The 25292-nt window shown below is 59.8% G+C and carries 23 protein-coding genes; 8 read left to right on the top strand and 15 right to left on the bottom strand.

The window, feature by feature from the left end:
* Positions 1-63: 63 nt before the first annotated feature.
* The 8 genes from urtA to cbiE form a co-directional block, all read right to left on the bottom strand.
* Complete coding sequence (urtA, locus tag KQP88_RS22480; protein ID WP_216704209.1) at positions 64-1329, bottom strand: urea ABC transporter substrate-binding protein; 1266 nt, start codon at positions 1327-1329, stop codon at positions 64-66.
* 318 nt (positions 1330-1647) lie between these two features.
* Positions 1648-3021, bottom strand: a complete 1374-nt coding sequence (locus KQP88_RS22475; protein WP_216704208.1) for a PepSY-associated TM helix domain-containing protein — start codon at positions 3019-3021, stop codon at positions 1648-1650.
* 101 nt (positions 3022-3122) lie between these two features.
* The gene (locus tag KQP88_RS22470) at positions 3123-3539 is read right to left on the bottom strand and encodes a DUF2946 domain-containing protein (protein WP_216704207.1); all 417 of its coding nucleotides are present in this window, start codon (positions 3537-3539) and stop codon (positions 3123-3125) included.
* A gap of 22 nt (positions 3540-3561) precedes the next feature.
* The gene (locus KQP88_RS22465) at positions 3562-4023 is read right to left on the bottom strand and encodes a copper chaperone PCu(A)C (protein ID WP_200995317.1); all 462 of its coding nucleotides are present in this window, start codon (positions 4021-4023) and stop codon (positions 3562-3564) included.
* Between the two features lie 55 nt (positions 4024-4078).
* On the bottom strand, positions 4079-4456 hold the full coding sequence (locus KQP88_RS22460; RefSeq protein ID WP_200995316.1) for a DUF2946 domain-containing protein: 378 nt from the start codon (positions 4454-4456) through the stop codon (positions 4079-4081).
* Positions 4457-4651: 195 nt separating this feature from the next.
* On the bottom strand, positions 4652-5416 hold the full coding sequence (locus KQP88_RS22455; protein ID WP_216704206.1) for a cobalt-precorrin-6A reductase: 765 nt from the start codon (positions 5414-5416) through the stop codon (positions 4652-4654).
* Positions 5413-6510 (bottom strand): cobalt-precorrin-5B (C(1))-methyltransferase, encoded by a 1098-nt coding sequence (locus KQP88_RS22450; RefSeq protein ID WP_216704205.1) that lies wholly within the window; start codon positions 6508-6510, stop codon positions 5413-5415. The genes KQP88_RS22455 and KQP88_RS22450 overlap by 4 nt, the downstream gene beginning before the upstream one ends.
* On the bottom strand, positions 6510-7712 hold the full coding sequence (gene cbiE, locus KQP88_RS22445) for a precorrin-6y C5,15-methyltransferase (decarboxylating) subunit CbiE (protein ID WP_216706020.1): 1203 nt from the start codon (positions 7710-7712) through the stop codon (positions 6510-6512). Before cbiE ends, KQP88_RS22450 begins: the two co-directional genes overlap by 1 nt.
* 129 nt (positions 7713-7841) lie before the next feature.
* Here cbiE and cobG point away from each other — a divergent pair, with 129 nt between their 5' ends.
* The 8 genes from cobG to KQP88_RS22405 all read left to right on the top strand — a co-directional run bounded on the left by cobG (position 7842) and on the right by KQP88_RS22405 (position 15623).
* A complete protein-coding gene (gene cobG / locus KQP88_RS22440) occupies positions 7842-9182 on the top strand; it encodes a precorrin-3B synthase (protein ID WP_318295324.1) in 1341 nt (446 codons plus the stop codon).
* Entirely contained in the window at positions 9179-9805 is a 627-nt protein-coding gene (locus KQP88_RS22435; protein WP_198727653.1) for a precorrin-8X methylmutase, read from the top strand. Before cobG ends, KQP88_RS22435 begins: the two co-directional genes overlap by 4 nt.
* Positions 9805-10536, top strand: a complete 732-nt coding sequence (locus KQP88_RS22430) for a precorrin-2 C(20)-methyltransferase (RefSeq protein ID WP_198727719.1) — start codon at positions 9805-9807, stop codon at positions 10534-10536. The genes KQP88_RS22435 and KQP88_RS22430 overlap by 1 nt, the downstream gene beginning before the upstream one ends.
* Positions 10536-12239 (top strand): precorrin-3B C(17)-methyltransferase, encoded by a 1704-nt coding sequence (gene cobJ, locus KQP88_RS22425; RefSeq protein WP_216704203.1) that lies wholly within the window; start codon positions 10536-10538, stop codon positions 12237-12239. The genes KQP88_RS22430 and cobJ overlap by 1 nt, the downstream gene beginning before the upstream one ends.
* A gap of 197 nt (positions 12240-12436) precedes the next feature.
* Positions 12437-13084: a hypothetical protein gene (locus KQP88_RS22420; protein ID WP_216704202.1), complete on the top strand. Its 648-nt coding sequence runs from the start codon at positions 12437-12439 to the stop codon at positions 13082-13084.
* Between the two features lie 310 nt (positions 13085-13394).
* Entirely contained in the window at positions 13395-14186 is a 792-nt protein-coding gene (locus KQP88_RS22415; RefSeq protein ID WP_200995311.1) for a hypothetical protein, read from the top strand.
* Entirely contained in the window at positions 14152-14967 is an 816-nt protein-coding gene (locus tag KQP88_RS22410) for a hypothetical protein (protein ID WP_216704201.1), read from the top strand. Before KQP88_RS22415 ends, KQP88_RS22410 begins: the two co-directional genes overlap by 35 nt.
* Positions 14964-15623, top strand: a complete 660-nt coding sequence (locus KQP88_RS22405; protein WP_122320490.1) for a hypothetical protein — start codon at positions 14964-14966, stop codon at positions 15621-15623. Before KQP88_RS22410 ends, KQP88_RS22405 begins: the two co-directional genes overlap by 4 nt.
* A gap of 13 nt (positions 15624-15636) precedes the next feature.
* Here KQP88_RS22405 and KQP88_RS22400 read toward each other — a convergent pair whose 3' ends face one another.
* The 7 genes from KQP88_RS22400 to KQP88_RS22370 all read right to left on the bottom strand — a co-directional run bounded on the left by KQP88_RS22400 (position 15637) and on the right by KQP88_RS22370 (position 25277).
* A complete protein-coding gene (locus KQP88_RS22400; protein ID WP_025262147.1) occupies positions 15637-16233 on the bottom strand; it encodes a MarC family protein in 597 nt (198 codons plus the stop codon).
* A 39-nt stretch (positions 16234-16272) separates the two neighbouring features.
* Complete coding sequence (locus KQP88_RS22395) at positions 16273-19059, bottom strand: hybrid sensor histidine kinase/response regulator (protein WP_216704200.1); 2787 nt, start codon at positions 19057-19059, stop codon at positions 16273-16275.
* A gap of 91 nt (positions 19060-19150) precedes the next feature.
* A complete protein-coding gene (purD, locus tag KQP88_RS22390) occupies positions 19151-20446 on the bottom strand; it encodes a phosphoribosylamine--glycine ligase (protein ID WP_200995308.1) in 1296 nt (431 codons plus the stop codon).
* A 171-nt stretch (positions 20447-20617) separates the two neighbouring features.
* The gene (gene purH, locus KQP88_RS22385) at positions 20618-22219 is read right to left on the bottom strand and encodes a bifunctional phosphoribosylaminoimidazolecarboxamide formyltransferase/IMP cyclohydrolase (RefSeq protein WP_216704199.1); all 1602 of its coding nucleotides are present in this window, start codon (positions 22217-22219) and stop codon (positions 20618-20620) included.
* Between the two features lie 86 nt (positions 22220-22305).
* Positions 22306-22626 (bottom strand): DNA-binding transcriptional regulator Fis, encoded by a 321-nt coding sequence (gene fis, locus KQP88_RS22380; RefSeq protein ID WP_002555375.1) that lies wholly within the window; start codon positions 22624-22626, stop codon positions 22306-22308.
* Positions 22623-23636, bottom strand: a complete 1014-nt coding sequence (gene dusB, locus KQP88_RS22375) for a tRNA dihydrouridine synthase DusB (protein ID WP_200995306.1) — start codon at positions 23634-23636, stop codon at positions 22623-22625. Before dusB ends, fis begins: the two co-directional genes overlap by 4 nt.
* Positions 23637-23951: 315 nt before the next feature.
* Positions 23952-25277: a DUF3426 domain-containing protein gene (locus KQP88_RS22370; protein ID WP_216704198.1), complete on the bottom strand. Its 1326-nt coding sequence runs from the start codon at positions 25275-25277 to the stop codon at positions 23952-23954.
* Between the last annotated feature and the right edge of the window lie 15 nt (positions 25278-25292).

Raw genomic sequence — 25292 nt, 5'->3', positions numbered from 1 at the left:
ACCCCAGACATTACCCTGATCAAAGACACAAGCGAATTCATTCGCGAAGACAGTGACTAGGTCTTAATTGCTCTTCACTGCATGATCAGGCTTCTTGTCGTTGCCCGGGATGTAAGGGCTCCAAGGCTGTGCACGGATCGGCTCCTTGGTCTGCCAGACCACGTTGAACTGACCGTTATCCTCGACTTCGCCGATCATCACCGGCTTGTGCAGGTGGTGGTTGGTCTTGTCCATGGTCAGGGTGAAGCCCGACGGCGCGGCGAAGGTCTGGCCGGCCATGGCTTCGCGAACCTTGTCCACATCGGTGGACTTGGCTTTCTCGACGGCCTGGGCCCACATGTGAATGCCCACGTAGGTGGCTTCCATCGGGTCGTTGGTCACGGCCTTGTCGGCGCCCGGCAGGTTTTTCTTGGTGGCGTAGGCTTTCCAGTCAGCCACGAACTTCTTGTTGACCGGGTTTTCCACGGACTGGAAGTAGTTCCAGGCGGCCAGGTGACCGACCAGTGGCTTGGTGTCGATGCCGCGCAGTTCTTCTTCGCCGACCGAGAAGGCCACGACCGGAACGTCGGTGGCTTTCAGGCCCTGGTTGGCCAGTTCCTTGTAGAACGGCACGTTGGAGTCGCCGTTCACGGTGGAGATCACAGCAGTCTTGCCGCCAGCGGAGAACTTCTTGATGTTCGCCACGATGGTCTGGTAATCGGCGTGGCCGAACGGCGTGTAGACCTCTTCGATGTCGCTGTCCTTCACGCCTTTGGAGTGCAGGAATGCGCGCAGAATCTTGTTGGTGGTGCGCGGGTAGACGTAGTCGGTGCCCAGCAGGAAGAAGCGCTTGGCTGCGCCGCCGTCTTCGCCCATCAGGTACTCGACCGCAGGAATTGCCTGCTGGTTAGGCGCTGCACCGGTGTAGAACACGTTCGGCGACATTTCTTCGCCTTCGTACTGCACGGGGTAGAACAGCAGGCCATTGAGTTCTTCAAATACCGGCAATACCGACTTGCGCGATACCGACGTCCAGCAACCGAACACGACAGCGACCTTGTCCTGAGCCAGCAACTGACGGCCCTTTTCCGCGAACAGCGGCCAGTTGGAGGCCGGGTCGACGACGACAGCTTCCAGCATCTTGCCGTTCACGCCACCCTTGGCGTTGATTTCGTCGATGGTCATCAAAGCCATGTCCTTGAGCGAAGTCTCGGAAATGGCCATGGTCCCGGAAAGCGAATGCAGAATACCGACCTTGATCGTTTCGGCTGCCTGAACTGTCCAGGTCATACCCATTGCGGCGATTGATGCGGTCAGGGTGAAAGCTTTGATCAGGCTGCGACGCTTCATTGGACGGGCTCCGTTCGGTTGGCTTTTTTTGGGAGGGCGAAGAAATGCCTCAATGCTCCTAAGCAAAGGCTGTGCCCAGCCGGGCAAATGGAGCTCATATCCGTTCTAGAGGAACCGCCGGGGAAGCGAGCGCACTGAAGTGGCGCTGAGGGTGGTGCGTCGTGGGTTTTTTGTTCGTTGTTGGTGCGTGGAGGGTTCGCGCCCATGAAAAAGCCGACTCGAGGTCGGCTTTTTCAGAGAATCTGACGAGGCCCGAACCGGTCGGGTGAGGAATTCATCACAAAACCGCCCGCCGGTTTCAGGCTTCGTAGCAGCAATTTAAGCTGCCGCCGAAGATTTAGCAAAGCGGGAAAAAACAATCCGATCGAACGCCCACACCAGCAGCAGTGAAATGCCCACCAGCGGGAAGGCGACGGCCAGTGCGAACATGATCACGATGGCCGTTTTCCAGCGGGGCAGATCATGGCGCAAGGGCGGTACACCAAGGCCGCCTGTGGGGCGACGCTTCCACCAGATCACCAGCCCGCTGACCGAGCCGAGCAGAATCATCAGGCACGCCACAAAGATCAGTAGCTGGTTGACCCAGCCGAAGAACTTGCCTTCATGGAGCATCACGCCCATCTCGGTGGCTCTGGAAACCAGGCTGTAGTCCTTCCAGCCCACGTCAGCCAGTACCTTGCCGCTGTACTGATCGATATGCAGGGTCGCGTCATTGCGCGGATCGTCCGCGAACACCGCCACCGTGAACACACCTTCGGCGGTCTTGGGCGCGGTAATGCTGTAGCCGGGCTCGACGCCCCGTTCGGTGGCGATATCCACGACCTGCTGCAGCGTGACTTTCGGCGCAGCGGGGCCTGCGGACATGCCGTGATGATGCATGTGTTCGGCATGCTCGCCCGTGGACTGTGGCATTGGCGTGTTTTCCAGCGCCCAGGGCACGGTCTGCACGCTGGCCGTGTTGAGTTCACCGGCCAGTTGCGTGGATTTGGGCACATTGGTCCACATCGCGGCAGGGAAGGTGTTCCACAGTTCGGCGTATTGCTTGCCCCAGAAACCGGTCCAGGTCATGCCGCTGAGCAGCATGAACAGCAGAATCAGTGATCCCCAGAAACCGGTGACCGCATGCAGGTCGCGCCACAACACCCGCCCGCGACTGCTCAGGCGCGGCCACAAGACTCCAGCGGCATTGCTTCCCCGTGGCCACCACAGGTACAGGCCCGATATCACCAGCATGATGCCCCAGCCGGCAGCCAGTTCGATCAGCCGGTCGCCGATTGTGCCGATCATCAGCTCGCCATGCAGAGCGCGGGCGATGGCTTGCAGGTTGTCTTTGGCATCCTGGGTGCCCAGGATCTCGCCGCGATAAGGGTCGATAAAGACATTCAGCTCGCGGCCCTGTTCGCGCACCACGAACTGCGCGCTGCCTTCGGCGCTGACGGGCGGGAAGTATTTGCTGACGGCCGCCTGTGGATAACGGGTCAGCACCCGCTGCTGCAACTCGTCGGCGCTGATCTGGTGATGAGCGGGTTTGACGGTCAGCAGGTCGCTGTACATCAGGTTGTCCAGCTGTGGCTTGAACAGGTAAATGATCCCGGTCAGCGCCAGCAGGATCATGAACGGTGCCACGAACAGACCGGCATAGAAATGCCAGCGCCAGGCCAGGTTATAAAAAGAGACTTTACGCTGTGACATGAAAAGCGTGCTCACGGTAAAAGGCACAGGACTGAGTCGCGCAGGTTTTCCGGCAAATCAGTCAGGTTCGCGCAGCTTTCCGGGCTGCGGTCGTTATGGGGTCAGGCTACCGTGGTGACGGGCGGTGCCCGGCTGCGGGCATGCAGGAAGGCGCTCTGACGCGCATGGCCTTGCCGGGTGAGCGCGGCAAAGAAGTCGGAGGGCTTGGGAGGTGTTGCGGCAACCAGGGTTATTACCCGAGACAGGGCCGGGCAACTGAACAGCAAGGTGCAGTAGCCGCATTTGGCCCACAGCGCGTGATCGCTCATGCCCGTCTCTGCAGGGCTGGCGTGCTCGCTGCCATGGTGTGCGTGGTGAGCCTCACTGGTCGGTGCGGACATGGACATACCGGCGTGATGTTCCATCGGCATCGACTGGGAAATCAGTGGGCCGATAAAGATCATCAACATGGCGAACAGGCTCAACCATGCGCCTCTGGATTTACGAGGCACGGCTGAACGAACGCGGTCGGTGCGCATGGCGCTCAAGTCAGGCAATCACTCAATGTTTGTGTTCGGGTTCCTGCTTCTGGATCACGACCTGTACGTCGATATCGCCAGCTTTCTCGAAGTGCAACGTCATCGGAAAACGCTGGCCCAATGCGAGCATGGACCGGTCTTTGATACCCAGCAACATCACATGATAAGCCATGGGCGCAAAACTGACCCTGGCCCCGGCTGGAACGTCGACTGACGGGACCTGGCGCATTTTCATCAGGCCATCTGCCTGTACATGTTCATGCAACTCTGCCTGGCTGGCGATGGGGGTTGTGACACTCAGCAGACGATCGGCGCTGCTGCCCTTGTTCTCGATGGTGAAATACGCCGCGACGGTCGGCGCATTCGGTGGCAGCTCCATGGACCACGGGTGGCCGATCAACAACTGCCCACCGGTGTATTCGTGGGCATTGGCAAAACAGGCAGGCAGCAACAAGGCAGCCAGCATGAGGGCTTTCTTCAACATGGGTGATTCTCCGGTCAATTCATTCAGGTGCGTCAAGACACGTGCGAAGTGAATGTCAGGTCAGCGGAGAGGCCCGGGGATTGGCGCTTGGCCATTGCTGGCGAGGCGAGGTGTGGATCACAAAAAGGGCAGGCGGGAAGTATTCCGGGCCGAGTCGTGTCTGCGGGCCATGGGTAAAGCCGGAGGGAATGACGACAACCAACGAACCTGAGCAGCAGGCGCAATGTTGCATGCCCGAGTGATCGTCATTGCCGGGAATGCTGTTTGTCGCATCACCCAGGGAAATCGCCACCAGACGTGTGCCACTGCTGCTACAGAAACTGCCCCACAGCAACTGCTCACCTTGAGAACGAGGCGACAGAGGCATGGCCAGCAGGCTGAACAGCACTGCAAAGCAGGCGATCCAGACCGATGTTGTCCGACGTCGGGACATTACGGTTTCCGTTTTATCGAAGGGTCCAGTCAACTGCGCCATTTAGCCTGAATGGCGGCGATAAGTAAAAAGGGTGGCCTGTGGCCGGGTGTCGCGGGATCTGAGATGGATTTTAAAAGCAGGTGGCTGGATCACAATCCGTGGGAGGGGCCTTGGCCGCGACAGACAGTTGAAGGCGCTGAAAATGTGTTGCCCTCAAGCAGGTCGTCGCGGCCAAGGCCCCTCCCACAAGTGACAGGTATGCGCTTCACTAAGGGCACTCAGAGCTTCCTCGACACTTTCCAGCACCCGGTCCACTTCCGGCAAATCCGGTCGTTTCAACACCAGCACCGGCAAGCCACGCTCCCGGGCCACTTCCAGTTTGGGTTCGGTGGAGCTGCTGCCGCTGTTCTTGCTGATCAGGACATCAATCTGGCGACGCTCGAAGAGAGCGCGTTCGTCTTCGAGGTGGAAAGGCCCGCGTGCGCCGATCACTTCACAGCGCTCGTTGCCGGGGTATGGGTCCAGGGCGCGGAGAGTCCAGAACTGGTGTTCGGGGATTTCGTGCAGATGCTGCAAGGGCTCGCGGCCCAGGGTGAACAGTGGGCGCTTGAAAGGCCGCAGCGCCGTTGTCAGTTCGGCCCAGTCCGCCACTTCGCGCCAGTCATCCCCAGGGCCGGGCTGCCACGCCGGACGACGCAGCGCCCAGCACGCGATACCCGCCAGACCCGCAGCAACAGCAGCATTGCGGCTGATTTGCGCGGCATAGGGATGGGTGGCATCCAGCAGCAGGTCTACATCATTTTCCCGGATGAACTGCGCCATGCCTTCAGCGCCGCCATAACCGCCGACCTTGAGCTGGCAGGTCAGGTCCGTGGGCACGCGACCGACACCGGCCAGACTGTAGAAATGTTGCGGCCCGAGAGTACGGGCGATGGCCAGTGCTTCGGTCACGCCGCCCAGCAGCAATATGCGTTTCATGCAGTCACTCCGGCTTTTCCGACAATGGCACCCTGACGATCAATCGCGAACACCTCCACTTGAACCTGTGCCGGAACCACGCTGCGAGCGAAGTCTAGAGCGTGCTGGCAAACCACATCACCCAGCGACACGCCCGCCGCTGTACACATGGCCAGGGCCTGCTGGCTGGTGTTGGCCTCCCGGATCTGCTGTTGCAACAACTCATCGGCCCCGGCATGGGCGGCCCATTGGGCCAGTTGCGGCAGGTCGATGCTTGAATGGCGGCTATGCAGGTCCATATGACCGGCAGCCAGTTTGCTGATCTTGCCGAAGCCGCCGCACAGGCTCAGTTTATCCACAGGCACCTTGCGCAGATGCTTGAGCACTGCGCCGACGAAGTCGCCCATTTCGATCAGGGCGATATCCGGGATGCCGTAGACCCGGCGCATGGTGTCTTCGCTGGCATTGCCGGTACAGGCGGCGATATGCAGGTAACCATTGGTCCTGGCGACATCGATGCCCTGGTGGATGGACGCAATATAAGCCGCGCAGGAAAACGGCCGGACAATACCGCTGGTGCCCAGTATCGATAGCCCGCCCAGAATGCCCAGGCGCGGGTTCATGGTTTTCAGTGCCAGGGCTTCACCGCCTTCGACACCTACCGTCACCTCGAAACCGCCCCCGTAGCCCATTTCTTGCGCCAGCCCCAGCAAATGCTCGGTCATCATGCGCCGTGGCACCGGGTTGATGGCGGGTTCGCCGACATTCAGCACCAGACCGGGGCGTGTCACGGTGCCCACGCCGGGGCCTGCGACAAAGCGCACGCCAGGCTCGGTCTCAAGCCGCACCCTGGCAAATATCAGTGCGCCATGGGTCACGTCGGGGTCGTCTCCGGCATCCTTGATGGTTGCAGCCTCAGCGCCGTCTCCCACAAGTCGGCAGAACTCCAGGCGCATCTGCACCTGCTTGCCCTTGGGCAGCACGATCTGCACCGCATCGTTGGCTGGTCCGCCCAGCAATAGACGTGCTGCCGCCAGACTGGTGGCCGTGGCGCAACTGCCCGTTGTCAGGCCACTGCGCAGCGGGGCGGGCTGTTCGGCGGTTTCTTCGCGCATCAGGGCTTGACCACATCCAGCAGAGTGATAGGCAATGCCTGACGCCAGGTGTCGAATTCGCCCAGTGGCCTGGCGTGGGCGACGTGGATGCGGGTCAGCTCGCCGCCATGCTGTTCGCGCCAGACCATCAGGGCGACTTCGCTTTGCAGGGTCACGGCATTGGCGACCAGCCGGCCACCGGAGCGCAGTTGTTTCCAGCAGGCCTCCAGCACGCCGGGCCGGGTCACGCCGCCGCCGATAAAGATGGCATCGGGTGTTTCAAGGCCATGCAGTGCTTCGGGGGCACTGCCGCGTACCAGTTGCAGGCCGGGCACACCCAGCGCATCGCGGTTGAATTCGATCATATGTTGACGGCCTTCATCCGCTTCGATGGCCAGGGTCCGGCAGGTGGGATGGGCGCGCATCCATTCGATGCCGATGGAGCCACAGCCTGCGCCCACGTCCCAGAGCAGTTCGCCGGGCACCGGAGCCAGACGTGCCAGGGTGATTGCCCGCACATCGCGCTTGGTGAGCTGGCCGTCATGCTCGAACGCCGAGTCCGGCAAGCCTGCCAGGGTGCTCAGGCGCGGGGCGTCGGCGCTGGCGCGGCAGTCGATGGCAACGAGGTTCAGCGCCGCGATGTCCGGGCTGCCCCACTCACTGGCCAGCCCGTCGATACGCCGCTCGGCTTCGCCGCCCAGATGTTCGAGCACGGTCATGTGGCTGGGGCCGAAGCCGCGCTCGCGCAATAAACCGGCAATGGCTGCCGGGCTGCTGCCATCGTTGCTCAGCACCAGCAGGCGCAGGCCATGGTGGAAATGTGCGTTCAGAGCGGCCAGAGGCCGGGCGACCACCGAAAGCGTGACGACCTCCTGCAACGGCCAGCCCAGGCGTGCCGCGGCAAGGGAATAGGAGGAGGGCGCTGATATGACGCGCATTTCCTCGATGGCGACCACGCGGGCGAGGCTGGCACCGACGCCAAACAGCATCGGATCGCCGCTGGCCAGGACACAGACCTCGGCGCCACGCTGCTCCAGCACCGGGGTCAGGGAGAACGGGCTGGGCCAGTTGCGGCGCTCTGCGCGAATGCAGGGCGGCAACAGGGCGAGCTGGCGCGGGCTGCCGAACACCTGATCGGCGTGCAGCAGCGCATGCCGAGCGTTCTTGCCCAGGCCTTTGTAACCGTCTTCCCCGATTCCCACGACTGTCAGCCACGGTGACATGTGCATACCTCGATCCGAACTTCCGACAGAGCGTCTTTTCATGCTGGCGGACAAAGCAGGCATAATACCGCGCCCGATAGGCACATGTGCCTATTGAAGCTGCAACCAGAGTCCAGATCGGGTGATTCATTGAACGAGCCGAAGTACGCTCGCAAGTCCTCCATAGCCATTCGCCCCTCGGCCTGTCCGGGGTTGCTGCGTATCGTCCCGGCGCTGGACGGCGGAATCTGCCGTATCAAGCTGGCCGGTGGCGTGATCACCAGCGCCCAGTCGTTGGCGGTGGCCAGGGCTGCGAGCACGTATGCACAGGGCGTGATCGAGGCGACCAACCGGTCCAACCTGCAGATTCGCGGGATCGGTGCCGATCATGAAGGGCTGATCGAGTCGTTGATGGCTGCCGGTCTTGGCCCGGCCAATCCGGACAGCGATGATGTGCGCAACCTGATGCTCAGCCCGACTGCCGGCCTGGACCCGCAAATGCTGTTCGATACGCGGCCACTGGCGGCGCAGATCCTGGCGTCTCTGGAAACCCACGCACGGTTTCATGAACTGTCAGCCAAGTTCGCCCTGTCGCTGGACGGTGGCGAGGCATTGGTCATGCTGGAGCACCCCCATGACCTGTGGCTTTCGGCATTGTCGCTGGACGGTGAACTGCTGTTGGCCTTCGGACTGGCCGGTTGCCCGGCTCAGGATCACCCGTTGGCAGCGGTGCCACTGGCGAACGGGCATGAACTGGTTGTCGCGTTGCTGGAGCTGTTTCTCGATCTGGCCAGCGCCGAGCACAGCCGCATGCGGCATTTGCTGGCTGAGGTGCCGGTCGTGGAAATCCTGCGCCAGTTGGAGACGCGACTGAGCGTGCCTCTTCGAACTGATCAAAAAATAACCGGATGGCAGCGTCCGAACCCAGGCGACAATCGTCACCTCGGCATTTATCCACAGGCGCAACCCGGCCTCGTGTCCGTCGGTGGCGCGGTGCCTCTCGGGCGTCTGGATGCCGCGATGCTCACCAGCGTCGCCCGGCTGGCCAGCGAAAAGGGCGACGGCACCTTGCGGCTGACGCCCTGGCAAAGCCTGTTGTTGCCCAATGTTCCCGGCGAACGGGCGCAGGAGGTGATGACTGCATTACAGGCGGCGGGCTTGATCTGTTCCAGCGAACAGCCGCTGTCGCGCATCGTTGCCTGCACCGGTTCTGCCGGTTGCGGCAAAGGGCTTGCCGATACCAAGGCCGATGCCCTGTTGCTGGCCGGGCAGTTGCCCCCCGGCGAAGCGGCGCACCTGACCGGTTGTGGTCGCTCCTGTGCGGCTGCCCATGTCGCGCCTGTGACCTTGCTGGCGGTTTCGCCCGGCCATTACGACCTCTATTTTCGCGACGCAGCACACTCCGGTTTCGGTGTGTTGCGTGCGCGTGACCTCACTATTGAAGCAGTCGGCGCGCAGCTGGCAGCCGACTCACGGAGCAGTTCTGCATGATTGATTACATCCGCGATGGTCAGGAGATTTATCGCAACTCCTTCTCGATCATTCGCGCTGAAGCGCGTCTGGACACGATCCCCGCCGACCTGGAAAAACTCGCCGTGCGCGTGATCCACGCCTGCGGCATGGTCGAGGTCATCGAAGACCTGCGCTTCTCGCCGGGTGCCGGTACTGCCGGGCGCAACGCACTGGCGGCGGGCGCGCCGATCCTCTGCGATGCGCGCATGGTGTCCGAAGGCATCACCCGCTCGCGGCTGCCGGCCAACAATCAGATCATCTGCACCCTGCATGACGAGGGTGTGCCGGAAATGGCCCGTGAACTGGGCAATACCCGTTCTGCCGTGGCGCTGGAGCGGTGGCGTCCACATCTGGAAGGCAGTGTCGTGGTGATCGGCAATGCACCGACTGCGCTGTTCTATCTGCTGGAAATGCTCGATGCAGGCGCGCCGAAACCCGCGTTGATCCTCGGTTTCCCGGTGGGCTTCGTGGGCGCGGCCGAGTCCAAGGCCATGCTGGCTGCCGACAGCCGTGGCGTGCCCTTCGTCATCATGCAAGGTCGTCGCGGCGGTAGCGCCATGGCGGTGGCCGCGGTCAATGCACTGGCGACGGAGATCGAATGATGCAGGCTCGTGGTCGATTGATTGGCCTGGGCGTCGGCCCCGGCGACCCGGAACTGATTACCGTCAAGGCGCTGCGCCTGCTGCGCGAATCCCCCGTAGTGGCTTATTTCGTGGCCAAGGGCAAGAAAGGCAATGCGTTCGGCATCATCGAAGGCCATCTGCAGGAAGCCCAGACGCTGATGCCGCTGGTCTACCCGGTGACCACCGAAGCGCTGCCTGCGCCGCTGTCCTACGAGCAGGTCATCAGTGACTTCTATGACGAGGCCAGCCTCGACGTGGCGGCCCATCTGGATGCCGGGCGCGATGTAGCGGTGATCTGCGAAGGCGACCCGTTCTTCTATGGCTCTTATATGTACCTGCATGATCGGCTGGCCGAGCGTTACGAGGCCCAGGTGATTCCGGGTGTGTGCTCGATGCTGGGCGGTGCGTCCGTGCTGGGTGCGCCACTGGTGTATCGCAACCAGAGCCTGTCGGTCCTGTCCGGCGTACTGCCTCCCGACGAACTCAAGCGCAAACTGGCCGACGCCGATGCGGCGGTGATCATGAAGCTGGGTCGCAACTTCCCCAAGGTACGGGATGTGCTGACAGAGCTGGGCATGGCCGGGCGTGCGCTGTACGTCGAGCGCGCCACCATGGCCAATCAGAAGATCGTGCCGCTGGATGAGGTCAATCCCATGTCATCGCCTTACTTCTCGCTGATCATCGTTCCCGGTGAAAGGTGGCAAGGCTGATGGTCCAGAATATTCCAGCCATTGTGATCCTGGGCAATGGCAGCCTGGCTACCGCGCGGCGCATCCAGCAGCTTTACCCGGATGCGCTGATTCATGGTCTGGCCGAGCGGGTGCAAGGGGCGGACAGCACCTACACCGAGTTTGGTGCGACCCTGCGCCAGTTGTATCAACAGAACACGCCGATCATTGCCCTGTGCGCTGCGGGTATCGTGATCCGGACCCTGGCGCCGCTGCTGCTCGAAAAGGGCGCCGAACCCGCCGTGCTGGCGGTAGCCGAAGATGGCAGCGCCGTCGTTCCGCTGCTGGGCGGGCTGGGTGGCGTCAATGTCATGGCCCGTGAAATCGCTGCGGGTCTTGGCGTTGCGCCAGCCATCACCACCAGTGGCGAGTTGCGTTTCGGCACTTGCCTGCTCAATCCGCCCAGTGGTTATGCCCTGGGCGACCTGGACCTGGGCAAGCGCTTCGTTTCCGATCTGCTTTCCGGCGAGCGCGTGCGTATCGAAGGCGCTGCGCCCTGGCTGGCTCAGGCGCAGTTGCCGGAAGATCCACATGCCGAACTGGCCATTCTCGTGGGCTGTGCCGAGCGTGAGCCTTCAAGCAATGAGTTGCTGATTTATCCGCGCAGTGTGCTGGTTGCCGTCAGCGAAACCGGTTCGCAACTGGCCGACAGTGTGCGTGCGGCACTGCACGAAGCCCGAGTGGCTGTGCAGTCTCTGGCCTGTCTGCTGGCGGGTGATGCACAGATGGCCGATGCCGATTTGCATCAGGCGGCTGCCGATCTGGGTGTACCTGTGCGTTTTGTCCAGACTGAAACCGCCAGTGAAATGGCCCGGCATGCGGTACCGCAACTGCTGCCACCGATCAGTGTGGGCGAGGGCATGGCAATTGCGGTTGCCCGTCAGCCACTGGACGTTCAGCAGATCGGTCGCGGGCGCGGTCGATTGGCGGTGATTGGCCTTGGGCCGGGTGCTGCCGAATTCATGGTGCCTGCGGTCAAGGCCGAACTGGCGCGTGCCAACGATGTACTGGGTTACGAAACCTATGTGCGCATGGCCGGGCCTTTCCGTCCCGATCAGGTGCTGCATTGCACCGACAACCGCGAAGAAATGCTGCGTGCTCGTCATGCATTCGAGCTGGCAGCGCAAGGTCGTTCGGTGGTGGTGGTGTCGTCCGGTGATCCGGGTGTGTTCGCCATGGCCTCGGCGGTGCTGGAAGCGCTGCATGAGTCCACGAACCCTCAATGGCATGCCGTCGAGCTGGAAATCCTGCCGGGTGTTTCCGCTTCCCTGGCCACGGCCGCTCAGGCGGGTGCGCCCTTGGGGCATGACTTCTGCGTCATGTCGCTGTCGGACAACCTCAAGCCCTGGGATGTGATCGAAAAGCGTCTGGACCTGGCTTCTCAGGCTGATCTGGCACTGGCTTTCTACAACCCGATTTCGCGTTCACGCCCATGGCAACTGGGCCGAGCCCTGGAGATCGTGCGCCAGCACCGGACGCCTGAAACGCCCGTGACGCTGGGGCGTGATATCGGTCGTCCGGGGCAGACGCTGCGTGTCATTACCCTGGGCGAACTGACGCCTGAACAGGTGGATATGCGCACCATGGTGCTGATTGGTTCTTCGACCACCTGCACCTTTGCCCGCCCCAATGGTGAGCAATGGGTGTATACGCCGCGTTGGTATCCGGTCAAACCGGGTAGCTGATGTCTTTCGCGAATGAATTTCCCCCTACAAACAGTAGGAGCGAATTCATTCGCGAAGGCAATATGTAAGAAGTCTCTTTAAGCCCTGCGGGTCGTTGTTTATTGTTTTTGTAATTTCCCTCAGGCAGCCATTCTCTTGTTGTATAACCGTGCCAGTCTGGCTAGTTTCATGTCCTTGTTTCTATAAGGATGTAGAAAATGGCAAGTCAGACTTTCAATGCCCTGATAGCGGGCAGTAACATTGTTTCTTTCTCTTCCAATATCTCAAGGCAGGCGCGGGAAGATATTGCAGATATGCTGCTATATGCTGAATTCTTCGCCACCCAGAGTTACCGGCCAAGCGAGTTCTGGACCAGTTGGCTCAACTATTACCGCAGTTCCCTTGTTCGATCAGGGTGCAAACTCAAAAGCCAGATTGTCAAGGAACCGATGGTCATTACCAACGCTGAAGAGTTGGATAGTATCAGCTTCAATATCACAGGCTCAGTGCGTGTCGGCAACTTGCTGGAGCTTACCCGGCGCTCATTCAAGGCGGCTCGGCTCAATCAGTATGCACAGCATTTTTTTCAGTACGGCTCGGGTTCTGGGGCGGTTGGCAATTTTCAGGTCGTGCCCTGTGAAGAGATCGCCGGGGAGGTGCACCTTATGCTGTGCGGCCTGAATGCCAACGCCACTGTCACCTCGGATCGCCGCGGTGGGGACTCGTGGACCAAGCGCGAGATGGTGGTGCGTCTGGGCGGCGGTGTCTACGGGTTCACAAGCGCCGCTTTTGCTCCCCAGAGGGAACGTATCCGCGCCCGCTTGAAGGAAGTCGGCAACTTCAATATCCGGCAGATAAACATCTGAATTATTTTCTTACAGCAAAGAATGTAAGAAATGTTCCATCTATGGGGCAGGTTTTTGGAAGAAATGGGTGTCATCCCGATTCTTCGAGGGTGACGGACATAAAGTTTTTTTGTAAGTAATGCTCAATCTGTCCCTTTGCCTATCTTGTGTTTTTGGTGTTTGCGGTAATTATTTGTTTTATTTTTAGTCGCTTGCCGAGGTCCTACTTTTTGCAGTTTGTTGCTTTTGCAAGGTATGGAGAAACACAAAGACATGGGTTAGCTTGGAATTGTCCCTTACGGATGAACTTGACTTGAAAAGGAATTTGAAAATGTTTGATAACGTTGAAGAAAGCAAGATCGAAATCGCTAACTGTGATCTGGGTGACTGCGGGCACCAGGAACATGTTGATAACAAGCGGAAATCTCTGGGCCTTATGGAAGTGGATGAAAAAAATCCTGGTGCACTGGTGGCTGGCGATACCGTTGTCTCCATCGTTTCCGGCATGTCGAAAGAGAACAAGCAGATTCTCAAGGACAGTGTTCTGCTCGCTTCGCTGGCTGCCAACAAGAAGTACCGCGACAGCAATGAAAATGCCGTGCAGTGGTATGAAACCTTCACCAAGGTGCTGGGTTACTGCGGCTGGTTCTCTCAGTCCAAAGAGCTTTCGGATTACCGGAGCAGCAATACGCGCTTCACCATGGAGCAGGAAGCCTTGAAGATTCTGGAGTCGGCCATCGTTGCCATGGCTGTGCCAGGTCCGACCTCTGTATTGCTGCTCAAGGTAGCCAAGGACACCGTCAAGGCTCTGCAGTCCAGTGACAAGCCGCTTCGCTTGTTCGAGAACTCAAGCAAAACCCACAAGAGTGCCAAATTCGCGATCGCGTCCGCCGCCGAGTCCAGTGATGGTGAAGTGGTCATGGCAATGGGGGCAGTGAACTTTGTCACGTCTCAGAACATTACCAACGTGCTGTTCTGGGAGTGGAACAATGCTTCTGTGCGCATCAAGCGCGCCGAGAACAATCTGGTTCTCAACCCTCAGCATTATGCGCGGGTAAAGGGTGAGGTTGAGGCGAAGCTGACGGCAAATGCCCGATCTGCACTGGCTGAATTCGAGATCTGATGTGTTGTTGAGCCGCGGTTCGCCGCGGCTTTTTTATGAGCGTAGTGAGGGCGTCTTTATGTGCAAAGGAATGCAGCAGAGTTATATCAATGCAGGCAGCCTGTTCTTTTTTTCCAGCCACGTATCCCCTTCATTCAAGGCGGATGTGCTGGACTGCAGCCTGTATAGCCAGTTGGCCGCTTCGGCCAGGCATGAAAAGTTTGCCGAGCCTGTCGAATGGCGTCAGACCTATTTCAATGCGCTGAGCCGGTTTCGCTGCAATATCGTCTACCGCGAAGTGCAGAATGCGCCTCTGGAGTACACAGGTTCATTGTGGGACTACCTCAAGGAAAAGCTGATCAGGCGCGTGCCTTTGCCGCTTATCGAGCGTGCAGAGTGCATCTCGAAACGCTTTATGGATGGCACCGAAGATGAGGCCACCACAGCCTTGTTGAAGCAGCAAACGACGCATTGTCTGCCGGTTCTGGCTCCCTCTGAATCGACCACGGAGCCGGACGTACCCGGCCAGCAGGATTGCTCGGTCATCCTTCAGCTGGCATTCGTCGATGTCGAGCCAGTCGTCAACCTGTTCATTATTTCTTTCAAAAGCACGACACCTGCTGGTGAGTTGCCGCTTGCGCATTTGTTTGCCGAGTTGGGCGGCGTGAAGAGCCTGGAGATCGCACATGTTTCAGCCGAACTGGATGAACATGGTTTCGGTTATTTCCGAAAGGATCTGGTCGCCAGGCTGGGAGCCAGACGCGACGAGTTGATTGTCGGTCTGGGGGAGGATGAGTCATGAGTTCAAACGCTCTGTTGATGGCCAATAACCTGGTTTCCTTCCTGCCTGGCTTTGATGCGCAGGAGCGGGCAGATATTCAGGATTGCCTGTTACTGGCCGAGCTGTGTGCTTTCGATGCTTTTGATCGCAAGAAAAACTGGGATGGCTGGATCAATGCGTACCAGCAGAAGTTGGTGGCGTGCGGGCTTTCACGCACATCGGTCATTGATCGAAAGTCTGCGGTATTCAAGAAGCCCAAGGATTTTCAGAGCCAGGCCGCACTGCTGGTGGCGCGCATCGCATCTCCCCGGCTCGCTGAACTGGCGAAATCCTCGCTGCAGGACATGTTCAACAGTGAGCATGCGAAGGTTTTTTTCAGCAGTTGGTTCAGTGTGGGGCGCACCGAAAACTTTCAGATTGTGCCTTGCGAGAAGCGCGAGTCCGGGCAGATCCATCTCGTGATCTGCGGGTTGCAGATGATCAGTCTTACCAAACCCAAGCCCTGGTATTCATGGATTTCGAAGGTTCCCATGTGGCCGCTCAACTATGAAATGAAGTTGTTGCTAAAGGGCGGCGGCTTCGTCTTCGACAATGCTCAATACGCGTTAAATCGCGACCGTGTGCGAAAGGAGTTACAGGACAGGGGAGCGGAGCGTATCAAGCGCATTCCGCTCTGACAGAGCCTGGGTTTCAGGGCACCAGATACCCTTTGACCCCGGTGAAAATGATTTGCGCTGCCAGGGCGCAGACGAACAGCCCCATCAGGCGGCTGACGATCTGCAGTCCCTGGTCACCCAGGATTCGCTCGATCCGGTCGGACAGGTACAGAACGACACCAACGCTGAAACTGGCCAGGGCAATGCTCAGGATGGCAGTGAGCTTGTCATCCCAATGAGGCTGGCTGACCCCCATGACCAGCAGCGCACCGATGGTGCCCGGGCCGACGGTGATCGGGATGGTCAGCGGGACGATGGTGACATCCTGCTGGATGTTATCGGTCTGTACTGCCGATTTGCCTTGGGCCATGCCCAGCGCCGAAATGAACAGCACGCTGCCTGCGCCAATCCGGAAGGCATCCACGGTAATGCCGAATACATCGAAGATTACCCGACCGAACAGATAGAGCAGCACGCTGGAAATCAGCGTCGCCAGCGCGACTTTCCACGCCAGACGCCGCTGCTCCTTGCGTGAGTGGCCACGGGTCAGGCTGATGAAGCAGGAAAGTACGAAAAAAGGGCTATAGAGCACCAGCATCTTCAGATAAACGCTGAACAGCACATGGAGCATGGTTTTGGCTCACTTGGGGGAAGGCTTTGTCATGGCCCGTCAGTTCTGCTGGTAGAGGTTGCCGTTGGACGTCAGGGCTCGGGTTGCCTCACGCTGTTCGACCCAGTATTCGATCAACTCCCTCAACTGCGACAACTCGATGGGTTTCGCCATATGCCCGTCCATGCCTGCCTGTCGGGCACGATCCTTGTGTTCGGCCAGAATGTGCGCCGTCAGGGCGACTACCGGAGTCCGTACCCGCTGGTTGCCCACTTCCCAGGCCCGCAGTTGCTCGGTGGCGGAGAAGCCATCGAGGATCGGCATTTCACAGTCCATGAGTACCAGATCGTAACGCTGTGCCTTCATGGCCCGCAGCGCTTCTTCGCCGTTGCTGGCGGTGTCGGGGCGCAGGTTGAGTTTGCCGAGCATGCCGCGAATGACCTTGGTCGAGATGGTGTTGTCTTCGGCTACCAGAATACGGAAGTCGCCGGGCACGCTGACCGGCGTGTTCAGGGCGGGCTGCGAGGCAAGCGTAACGACACCCTTGTTCAGTTGAGTCAGTTCGTCTGCCAGCGTGGTCTTGAGCGTATAGCCAGCCACCGGTTTGGCCAGAATGCGCTTGATGCCGGCATTGCGGGCGATGATCTTGCTGGGCGCATTGCTGATGCCGGTGAGCATGATCAGCAGGATGTCGTGATTGAGGCTCGGGTCTTCCTTGATCTTGGCTGCCAGTTGCATGCCGCTCATGCCGGGCATGTTCTGGTCGAGTAGTACCACATCGAAATAGTCGCGCAGGTTCGCCTTGGTACGCAGCAACGCCAGCGCTTCCTTGCCGGACGGCACGGCACTGACGTTCAGGCCCCAGGCGCTACACTGCTGCACCAGTACCTTGCGGCAGGTATCGTTGTCATCGACCACCAGCACGCGAGCATCCTTGAGCGGGCTGTCCAGATCGGTGGTCGGCTGCTCCAGCAGCTTGGCGTCCAGTGGCAGGCTCAGCCAGAGTGTGGTGCCCTGAGTCTGGCCGTTCTGGATACCGAACTCGCCATCCATCAGCTCTGTCAGCCGCCGCGCGATGACCAGACCCAGGTGGCCGCCGAGCTTGTTGCTGGTCAGGAAGTGCTTGCTGTGAAGTTCGGTGTGCATCAGTGCATCGCGCTCTTCCGCAGACAACGGCATGCCACTGTCCTGTACCGAGATGCGTACGCGATGTTTGCCGGGCTTGGAGTCAAGTGCCACGGCCAGCAGGATTTCGCCTTCTTCGGTTTTCTTCAGGGCGTTTTCCAGCAGGCTCAGCAGCGTCTGGCGCAGACGTGTCGGGTCGCCGCTGATGACTCGCGGCACCTGGGGATGGATCAGGCTGATCAGTTCGACGTTCTGCTGTTCGGCCTTGGCGCGGAATATGTTGAGGCAGTCCTCGATCAGGGCGCTGATATCGAATTGCACGTCATCGAGTTCGATCTGGCCCGACTCGAGCTTGGAGATATCGAGAATCTCGTTGATGAGCGTCAGCAGTTCGTTGCCTGCGCTGTGGATGGTTTCCACATAGTCACGCTGCTTCACCGAAAGCGGGGTATCCAGCAGCAGTTCGGTCATGCCGAGCACGCCGTTCATGGGCGTGCGGATTTCGTGGCTGATCTTGGCCAGGAACTCGGCCTTGGCGTTGACTTCCGCCGTGCTGGCGGCCTGATCGCGGCTCAGGCTGAACTTGTCCTCGGTAATGCTGCGCGAGCGTTCGTTGAGAGCGATGCTCATCAGCAGGCCGCAGATACAGAAAACCCCCAGCAGGGCGAGGATCAGCCACTGTGGCGGGATCAGACTCAGCCACAACAGACCCGGCACGATCACCAGATATCCGAGGTTGAAGAGGATCATCGAGGCCACGAACGTCCGCGCCGGACGGTAGCCTTTCTGCCAGTGCCAGACCGATACCGTCAGGATACTCAGTGTGGTCAGGGAGACCAGCAGGAAGGTCATGACGTTGAGTGGCACGCTGTCGAACAGCAGTACCAGCAGCACGCCGGTGCCCATGAGCACGGCATCGATCTGCATCAGTCGGTCGAGTACCTTGATGCCGCGATGTACGAAGAAGCAGTAGGTGTAGAACAGTCCCGCCACGGCGGCGAGCAACAGCGCAACGTGGGCACCTGGCGTCTGCGCGATATGCCAGGTCTTGGCCATGTCGAGCAGGTTGAGCAGCAGGAACGCGCTCAGTGCCAGCAGGGCTTCACAGGCGGCCAGCCACAGGTTGCTGCGCGACTTTGTGTGCCAGTAGCGCGTGAGGTTCTGGGTGATCAGCATGATCAGCGCGCCGAACAGCAGGCCGAACAGGAAAGGTTCGCGCTCGTCGGCCGCGCTGGCTATCGCCGGTTGCAGCGTGATGCTGGGGCGCAGTTTCTGGGTCGAGACGAGTCGCAGGTACAGGTCCAGCGGGACATCGCTTTGCGGGACGGGCAGCAGGAAATCGTTGGAGGGCAGTCGCTGATCCTGCTTGGGCACATCGTTGCCGGTGCGCAGGTGATCGACCAGCTTTTCGCCTTCGATGATGTACAGGTCTCCGCTGGCCAGGTCTGGCGCGAAGATGCGTATCAGTTGTTCGTGTCGGGTAGGAGGTACCCGGTAGTGCAGCCATAACGCGCTGTCGCGGTCGGCTGCCGTGACCCGTTCAAGGTCGATGGGGCTGAACTGGTTCTGGTAGCGGGCCGAGCGGATATCGTTCAGTTGCAGGTTTGCCTGTTCGTCGAGCAGCGTGGACCACCCTGCGCCATGCTCGGCCTTGGCCGTGAGCATGAAGAGCAAGGACAGTAGTCCGGCCGTTGAAACTATGGCAATCCTGAGCCAGCGCACGGTGATATCCCTTCCTGAGTGAATGCCTGATAACAGTGCGCAGTGCCGGAGCAACCGACCAGCCCCCTTGTCAGGGGCTGGTCCGGCAGACTTACTCCTGACTCTCACCACGCTCACGGGCAATGGCACGGTAGCCAATGTCCTTGCGGTAGAAGCAACCTTCCCAATCAATCCTTGCAGCCAGGGCATAGGCATTTTCCTGTGCCTTGCCGACTGTTTCGCCCAGTGCGGTTGCGCACAATACGCGACCGCCGCTGGTGACGACACGCTCGTCCTTGAGTGCTGTACCTGCATGGAAGACCTTGCCCGGCAGTTGTGCCGCAGCATCCAGGCCTTCGATCACGGCGCCTTTGGCGTAATCGCCAGGGTAACCACCGGCAGCCAGGACGATGCCCAGACTTGGACGAGGGTCCCACTGTGCTTCGACCTTGTCCAGTGCCTGTGCCAGCGCAGCTTCTACCAGCAGCACCAGGCTAGATTGCAGGCGCAACATGACAGGCTGGGTTTCCGGGTCGCCGAAGCGGCAGTTGAACTCGATGACCTTTGGATTGCCAGCCTTGTCGATCATCAGACCAGCATAGAGGAAACCGGTATAAACGTTGCCTTCTTCTGCCATGCCACGGACAGTTGGCCAGATGACCAGGTCCATGACGCGCTGGTGAACGTCGGCAGTGACCACTGGGGCCGGGGAGTAGGCACCCATGCCGCCGGTGTTCGGGCCGCTGTCGCCGTCGCCGACACGTTTGTGGTCCTGGCTGGTGGCCATTGGCAGGACATTCTTGCCATCGACCATCACGATGAAGCTGGCTTCTTCGCCGTCCAGGAATTCCTCGATCACGACTCGCGAACCGGCTTCGCCAAAGGCATTGCCAGCCAGCATGTCGCGCACGGCGTCTTCGGCTTCGGCCAGCGTCATGGCAACGATCACGCCTTTACCGGCAGCCAGGCCGTCAGCCTTGATGACGATCGGAGCGCCTTTTTCACGCAGGTAAGCCAGTGCCGGCTCGATCTCGGTGAAGTTCTGGTAGTCGGCGGTCGGGATCTTGTGGCGAGCCAGGAAATCCTTGGTGAACGCCTTGGAACCTTCAAGCTGAGCGGCGCCAGCCGTCGGGCCGAAGCAATCCAGGCCACGGCTGCGGAACAGATCCACAACGCCTGCAACCAGCGGGACTTCCGGGCCGACGATGGTCAGCGACACGTTCTTCTCGGCGAAGTCGGCCAGTTGCTCAAGAGCCAGCACGTCGATGGCGACGTTCTCGCACTTGGCTTCGATAGCCGTACCGGCGTTGCCCGGCGCAACGAAAACCTTCTCGACCCGCGGGTCCTGAGCCACTTTCCAGGCCAGAGCGTGTTCACGACCGCCGCTGCCGATAATCAAAACGTTCATAAGTGAAAGTCTCCTTCGGAGAAAAGCTACAAGCTGCAAGTGAAGGCTGATCGCGCAGCTCTCGAACTACAGCTTATGGCTTTGAAAAATGGAACTGCCGCATCAGGAAAGAACGGTGCAATTCGCTTCCGCTCTTTCTTGTCGCTTGCAGCTTGAGGCTCAAAACTGCAATCAGTGCCTGAAGTGGCGCATTCCGGTGAATACCATCGCAATGCCCGCTTCATCCGCTGCCGCAATCACTTCGTTGTCGCGCATCGAGCCACCTGGCTGGATGACGGCAGTGATGCCGGCCTTGGCGGCATTGTCGATGCCGTCGCGGAACGGGAAGAAGGCGTCGGATGCCATGACCGCACCCTGAACCTGCAGGCCTGCGTGCTCGGCCTTGATGGCGGCGATGCGTGCAGAGTTCACGCGGCTCATCTGGCCGGCGCCGACACCAATGGTCTGGCGGTTCTTGGCGTAGACGATGGCGTTGGACTTGACGTACTTGGCGACTTTCCAGGCGAAGATCAGATCGTGTACTTCGTGTTCGGTCGGTGCGCGCTGGGTGACGATCTTGAGGTCGGCAGAGGTGATCATGCCGATGTCGCGGCTTTGTACCAGCAGGCCGCCATTGACGCGCTTGTAGTCCCAGGCCGCGCCACGTTCGGCAGCCCATTGACCGGTGGTCAGCAGGCGAACGTTGGCTTTGGCGGAGACGATGGCCGCCGCTTCGGCGCTGACGCTTGGTGCGATGATGACTTCGACGAATTGACGGTCAACGATGGCCTTGGCGGTTTCGGCATCCAGCTCGCGGTTGAAGGCGATGATGCCGCCAAAAGCGGATTCGGTATCGGTGGCGTAGGCCAGTTCGTAGGCCTGGCGAATGCCGCCTTCGGGGCTTACGGCAACGCCGCACGGGTTGGCGTGCTTGACGATCACGCAGGCCGGCTTGACGAAGCTCTTGACGCATTCCAGTGCAGCATCGGTGTCGGCCACGTTGTTGAACGACAGTTCCTTGCCTTGCAACTGGGTAGCGGTCGCGATGCCGACTTCGGCAGGCTTGGCTTCAACGTAGAACGCCGCGCTCTGGTGCGGGTTCTCGCCGTAACGCATTTCCTGCGCCTTGACGAACTGGGTGTTGAAGGTGCGCGGGAACTGGCTGCGGCCTTCGGTGCTGAGGGTTTCTGCGCTCTGGTCGACGCTGCCCAGGTAGTTGGCGATCATGCCGTCGTAGGCAGCAGTGTGCTCGAAGGCCTTGAGCATCAGGTCGAAACGCTGAGCGTAGGTCAGGCCGCCGGCCTTGAGGTTTTCCAGGACCTGGGCGTAGTCGCTGGCATTGACCACGATGGCGACGTCCTTGTGGTTCTTCGCAGCGGAGCGAACCATGGTCGGGCCGCCGATATCGATGTTCTCGATGGCGGTCGGCAGGTCGCAGCCCGGCTTGGAAACCGTGGCTTCAAACGGATAGAGGTTGACCGCAACCAGATCGATCGGCTTGATACCGTGCTCGTTCATGATTGCATCGTCGATGCCGCGACGACCCAGGATGCCGCCGTGGATCTTGGGGTGCAGGGTCTTGACCCGGCCATCCATCATCTCGGCAAAACCGGTGTAGTCGGCTACCTCCACGGCTGCAACACCGTTGTCCTGCAGCAGCTTGAAAGTACCGCCAGTCGAAAGAATCTCTACGCCCAGCGCTTCAAGCTCGCGTGCGAATTCGAGGATTCCTGTCTTGTCGGAAACGCTGATCAAAGCGCGGCGGATCGGCAGGCGGGTAGTCTGGTCGGTCATTTCAATTTCCATCAAAAGCAAAGGAAGTCAGCAAAAAAAGGCGACCGCTGTGCAAGGTGGGTCGCCTTTTCTGTATTGAATAATGCTTAAAGCAGATCGTACTGCTTGAGTTTCTTGCGCAGCGTGCCGCGATTGAGCCCAAGCAGCTCGGAAGCCTTCGTCTGGTTGCCCTTGACGTAGTTCATCACGCTTTCGAGAAGCGGAGCCTCGACCTCCGACAACACCAGGTTGTAGACGTCAGTGACGGAAGCGCCTTCGAGGTGGGCGAAATAATTGTGCAGCGCCTTCTCGACACTGCCGCGCAGGGTCTGACCCTCTTCGCTCGGCGTGTTGAGGTGCTGTTTCAAATTGACGTTGTCGCTCACGGGTGTTGTTCCACTCACTAAAGTCTCGGTCATCATCGTCATGCGGCCACCTCTTCTTTATTCTCGTTATCCGGGCCCCTGTAGCCTTGGCTCAAGAACTCCCGGACGTTGGCGCACTGTGCTTCCGTATCTTCCAAACGATTGAAATGGGCGCGAAATTCCCTGGCGCCCGGCAAGGTTGCGAGATACCAACCGACATGCTTGCGTGCAATGCGCACGCCCATCACGTCTCCATAGAAGGCGTGCAGGGCTGTCAGATGTTCAAGCAGAATACGTTCCACTTCACTCACCGGCAGCGCTGGCAATTTCTCGCCGGTACGCAGGTAGTGATCTATCTCACGAAAAATCCATGGTCGCCCCTGGGCGGCCCGGCCAATCAACAACCCGTCCGCTCCGGTGGCCTCTAGCACGTACCGGGCTTTCTCGGGTGAAACGATGTCTCCATTGGCAAACACCGGAATCGACATCGCCTGCTTGATTTCGGCGATGGTGTCGTACTCGGCTTCGCCGGTGTAAAGGTCTGCACGGGTTCGCCCGTGGACCGCCAGCGCTTGTATACCGGCCTGCTCGGCGATTCTGGCGACCGTAAGGCCGTTCTTGTTATCGCGGTCCCAGCCGGTGCGGATCTTCAGGGTCACCGGTACATCGACTGCGGCCACCACGGCCTGCAGTATTTCGCTTACCAGCTTTTCATCTTTCAGAAGCGCCGAACCTGCGGCCTTGTTACAGACCTTCTTGGCCGGGCAGCCCATGTTGATGTCGATGATCTGGGCACCCAGTTCGACATTGGCCCGCGCTGCCTGAGCGAGCATCTGTGGATCGCCACCGGCGATCTGGACCGAGCGGGGCTCAGGATCACCTTCGTGGATCATGCGCAGCCGCGATTTGCGACTGTTCCACAGGCTCATGTCACTGGTGACCATCTCCGACACGACAAGTCCTGCGCCGAGTTCTCTGCACAGTTGCCGGAAAGGCTGGTCGGTGACTCCCGCCATCGGGGCGAGGATCAAGCCATTCTGTAACGTATATGGACCGATGCGTACCGCCGACATAGCTTTACCTATCGTGGGGCCGAATCATCCGCAGGCCGTGTAAAAACCGTTCTACACGGTCTGCAACAGCCCCGTCTTCGGTTGCTTTCGCAACATTCAGACCGAACCGAGAGTTTGAAAAAGGGTTGGCATGATACCCGCTCTCGATGACTGGATAAAGGCTGAATTGGATAAAATCTGAACAGTTATTTTCTTATCGCCAACGGTTCGCTTCTTGAGCGAATTGTCTTGAAAACGTTGGTATTCGAGCTGTCTGCCACGGAAAAACGCACCCTCAGGCCCCAGAAACTCCTGCAGACAGGATCAGGCAGAGGCTTATTCCGGTGATCGGAAGTTCAGGCTGTAATTCACGGCTTTCGCGCCAGGATCGAGAATATCCAGCGCAATATGGATAGGTGTCTGGGGTGGCATCTCTTCCTTGCCAGCCATTTCGCCGCTCAGGTATTCGCCCGGCTTGAACCGACGACTGGCAATGAGCTGACCGCTGGTATCGGCAAATCTCAGCTCAAGGAGCGGAAAGGGCTGGGAGAAAGAGGCGCGGTTGTAAATGATGGCGTCCACCACCAGAGCACCCTGGAACTCGGGATGACTGCGTACCACCAGATTGCTGCTCTTGAGCAGGTTGATATCGACCTTGGAGGGCACCTTGCAGTCGATCTTCGGGCAGATCTGCTGGAACCAGGGGCGATATTGATCCTGTCTGGCCAGATGGTCGAAGTGATACCAGATGTACTGGCCTGCCAAGCCAGCAAGCGCGAGCAAAACCAGCAGGCTCCAGAGCAGACGACGGCCCCAGCGTGGCTTGGGGCGCTGCCAGTCCAGTTGCAGCGGGTCATCGGTCAGGTCCAGAAGAGCCTGATCGCGGACCGCCGGTTCGTTTCGGGCGCGTTTGCCGCGAGGGTCGATTGTCGGCTCGTGGTCATCGTCGTGATCGTCTTCGTCGTCATCCCGTGCCGACCAGCGCTCTGTGCTCTCGCTGGCGGGCTGCTTGCGGGCGCTGAGTGCTGGCTGATCATCGTCCAGATCGACAGGGGTCAATGACAATGAAGGCTCGGTCCGCTCGCGGCCGGAAGGCTGCTCGGGTTCGTCTTCATGCTCCGGCTCAGGAGCCTGCTCCGTGGTGCTGACCACCTCGGCCTGGATTTCCGGCAACTGGCTGACATCGTCGTTGCGTAGACTGCCGACCCATGTGCCTTCTTCGGTTTCCGAGTGATCACGCTGGGCCGTCAACGTTGCATCGTTGTTGCGTGCGTTCGGCTTGCCGAAATTGTCGGCCAGCTGGATTTCCCGCTGCTCGAGCCGGGCGAGTTCTTCGTCCAGGTCCAGGTTGTCCAGGTCGAACTCGCTGACTTTCCAGGGATCGTCATCTTCCGAAGTGGTTTGCGTCGGCTCGGGAAGTGGCTCGGCAATCAGCGCGGCAGGCGCTTGCTCGACGACTTCAGGGGTGACGATTTTCTGCCCGGGCGGTGGCGTGATGTCGGCTTCGTCGACCGAGCGCTGTTCCAGCAATTGCCGGGCGGCATTGAAGACCTGCAGGCAGGCACCGCAGCGCACCACGCCGCGGGCCACGCTCAGTTGGGCGTGGCTGACTCTGAAACTGGTTTGGCAGTGTGGGCACTGGGTGACGAAGCTGTCGGTCATGCTGCTGTCCGGTTC

The organism is Pseudomonas lijiangensis (assembly GCF_018968705.1).
Lineage (GTDB): Bacteria > Pseudomonadota > Gammaproteobacteria > Pseudomonadales > Pseudomonadaceae > Aquipseudomonas > Aquipseudomonas lijiangensis.
Note: the sequence above shows the minus strand (reverse complement) of the source record. Positions and strands in the feature narration are given on the sequence as shown.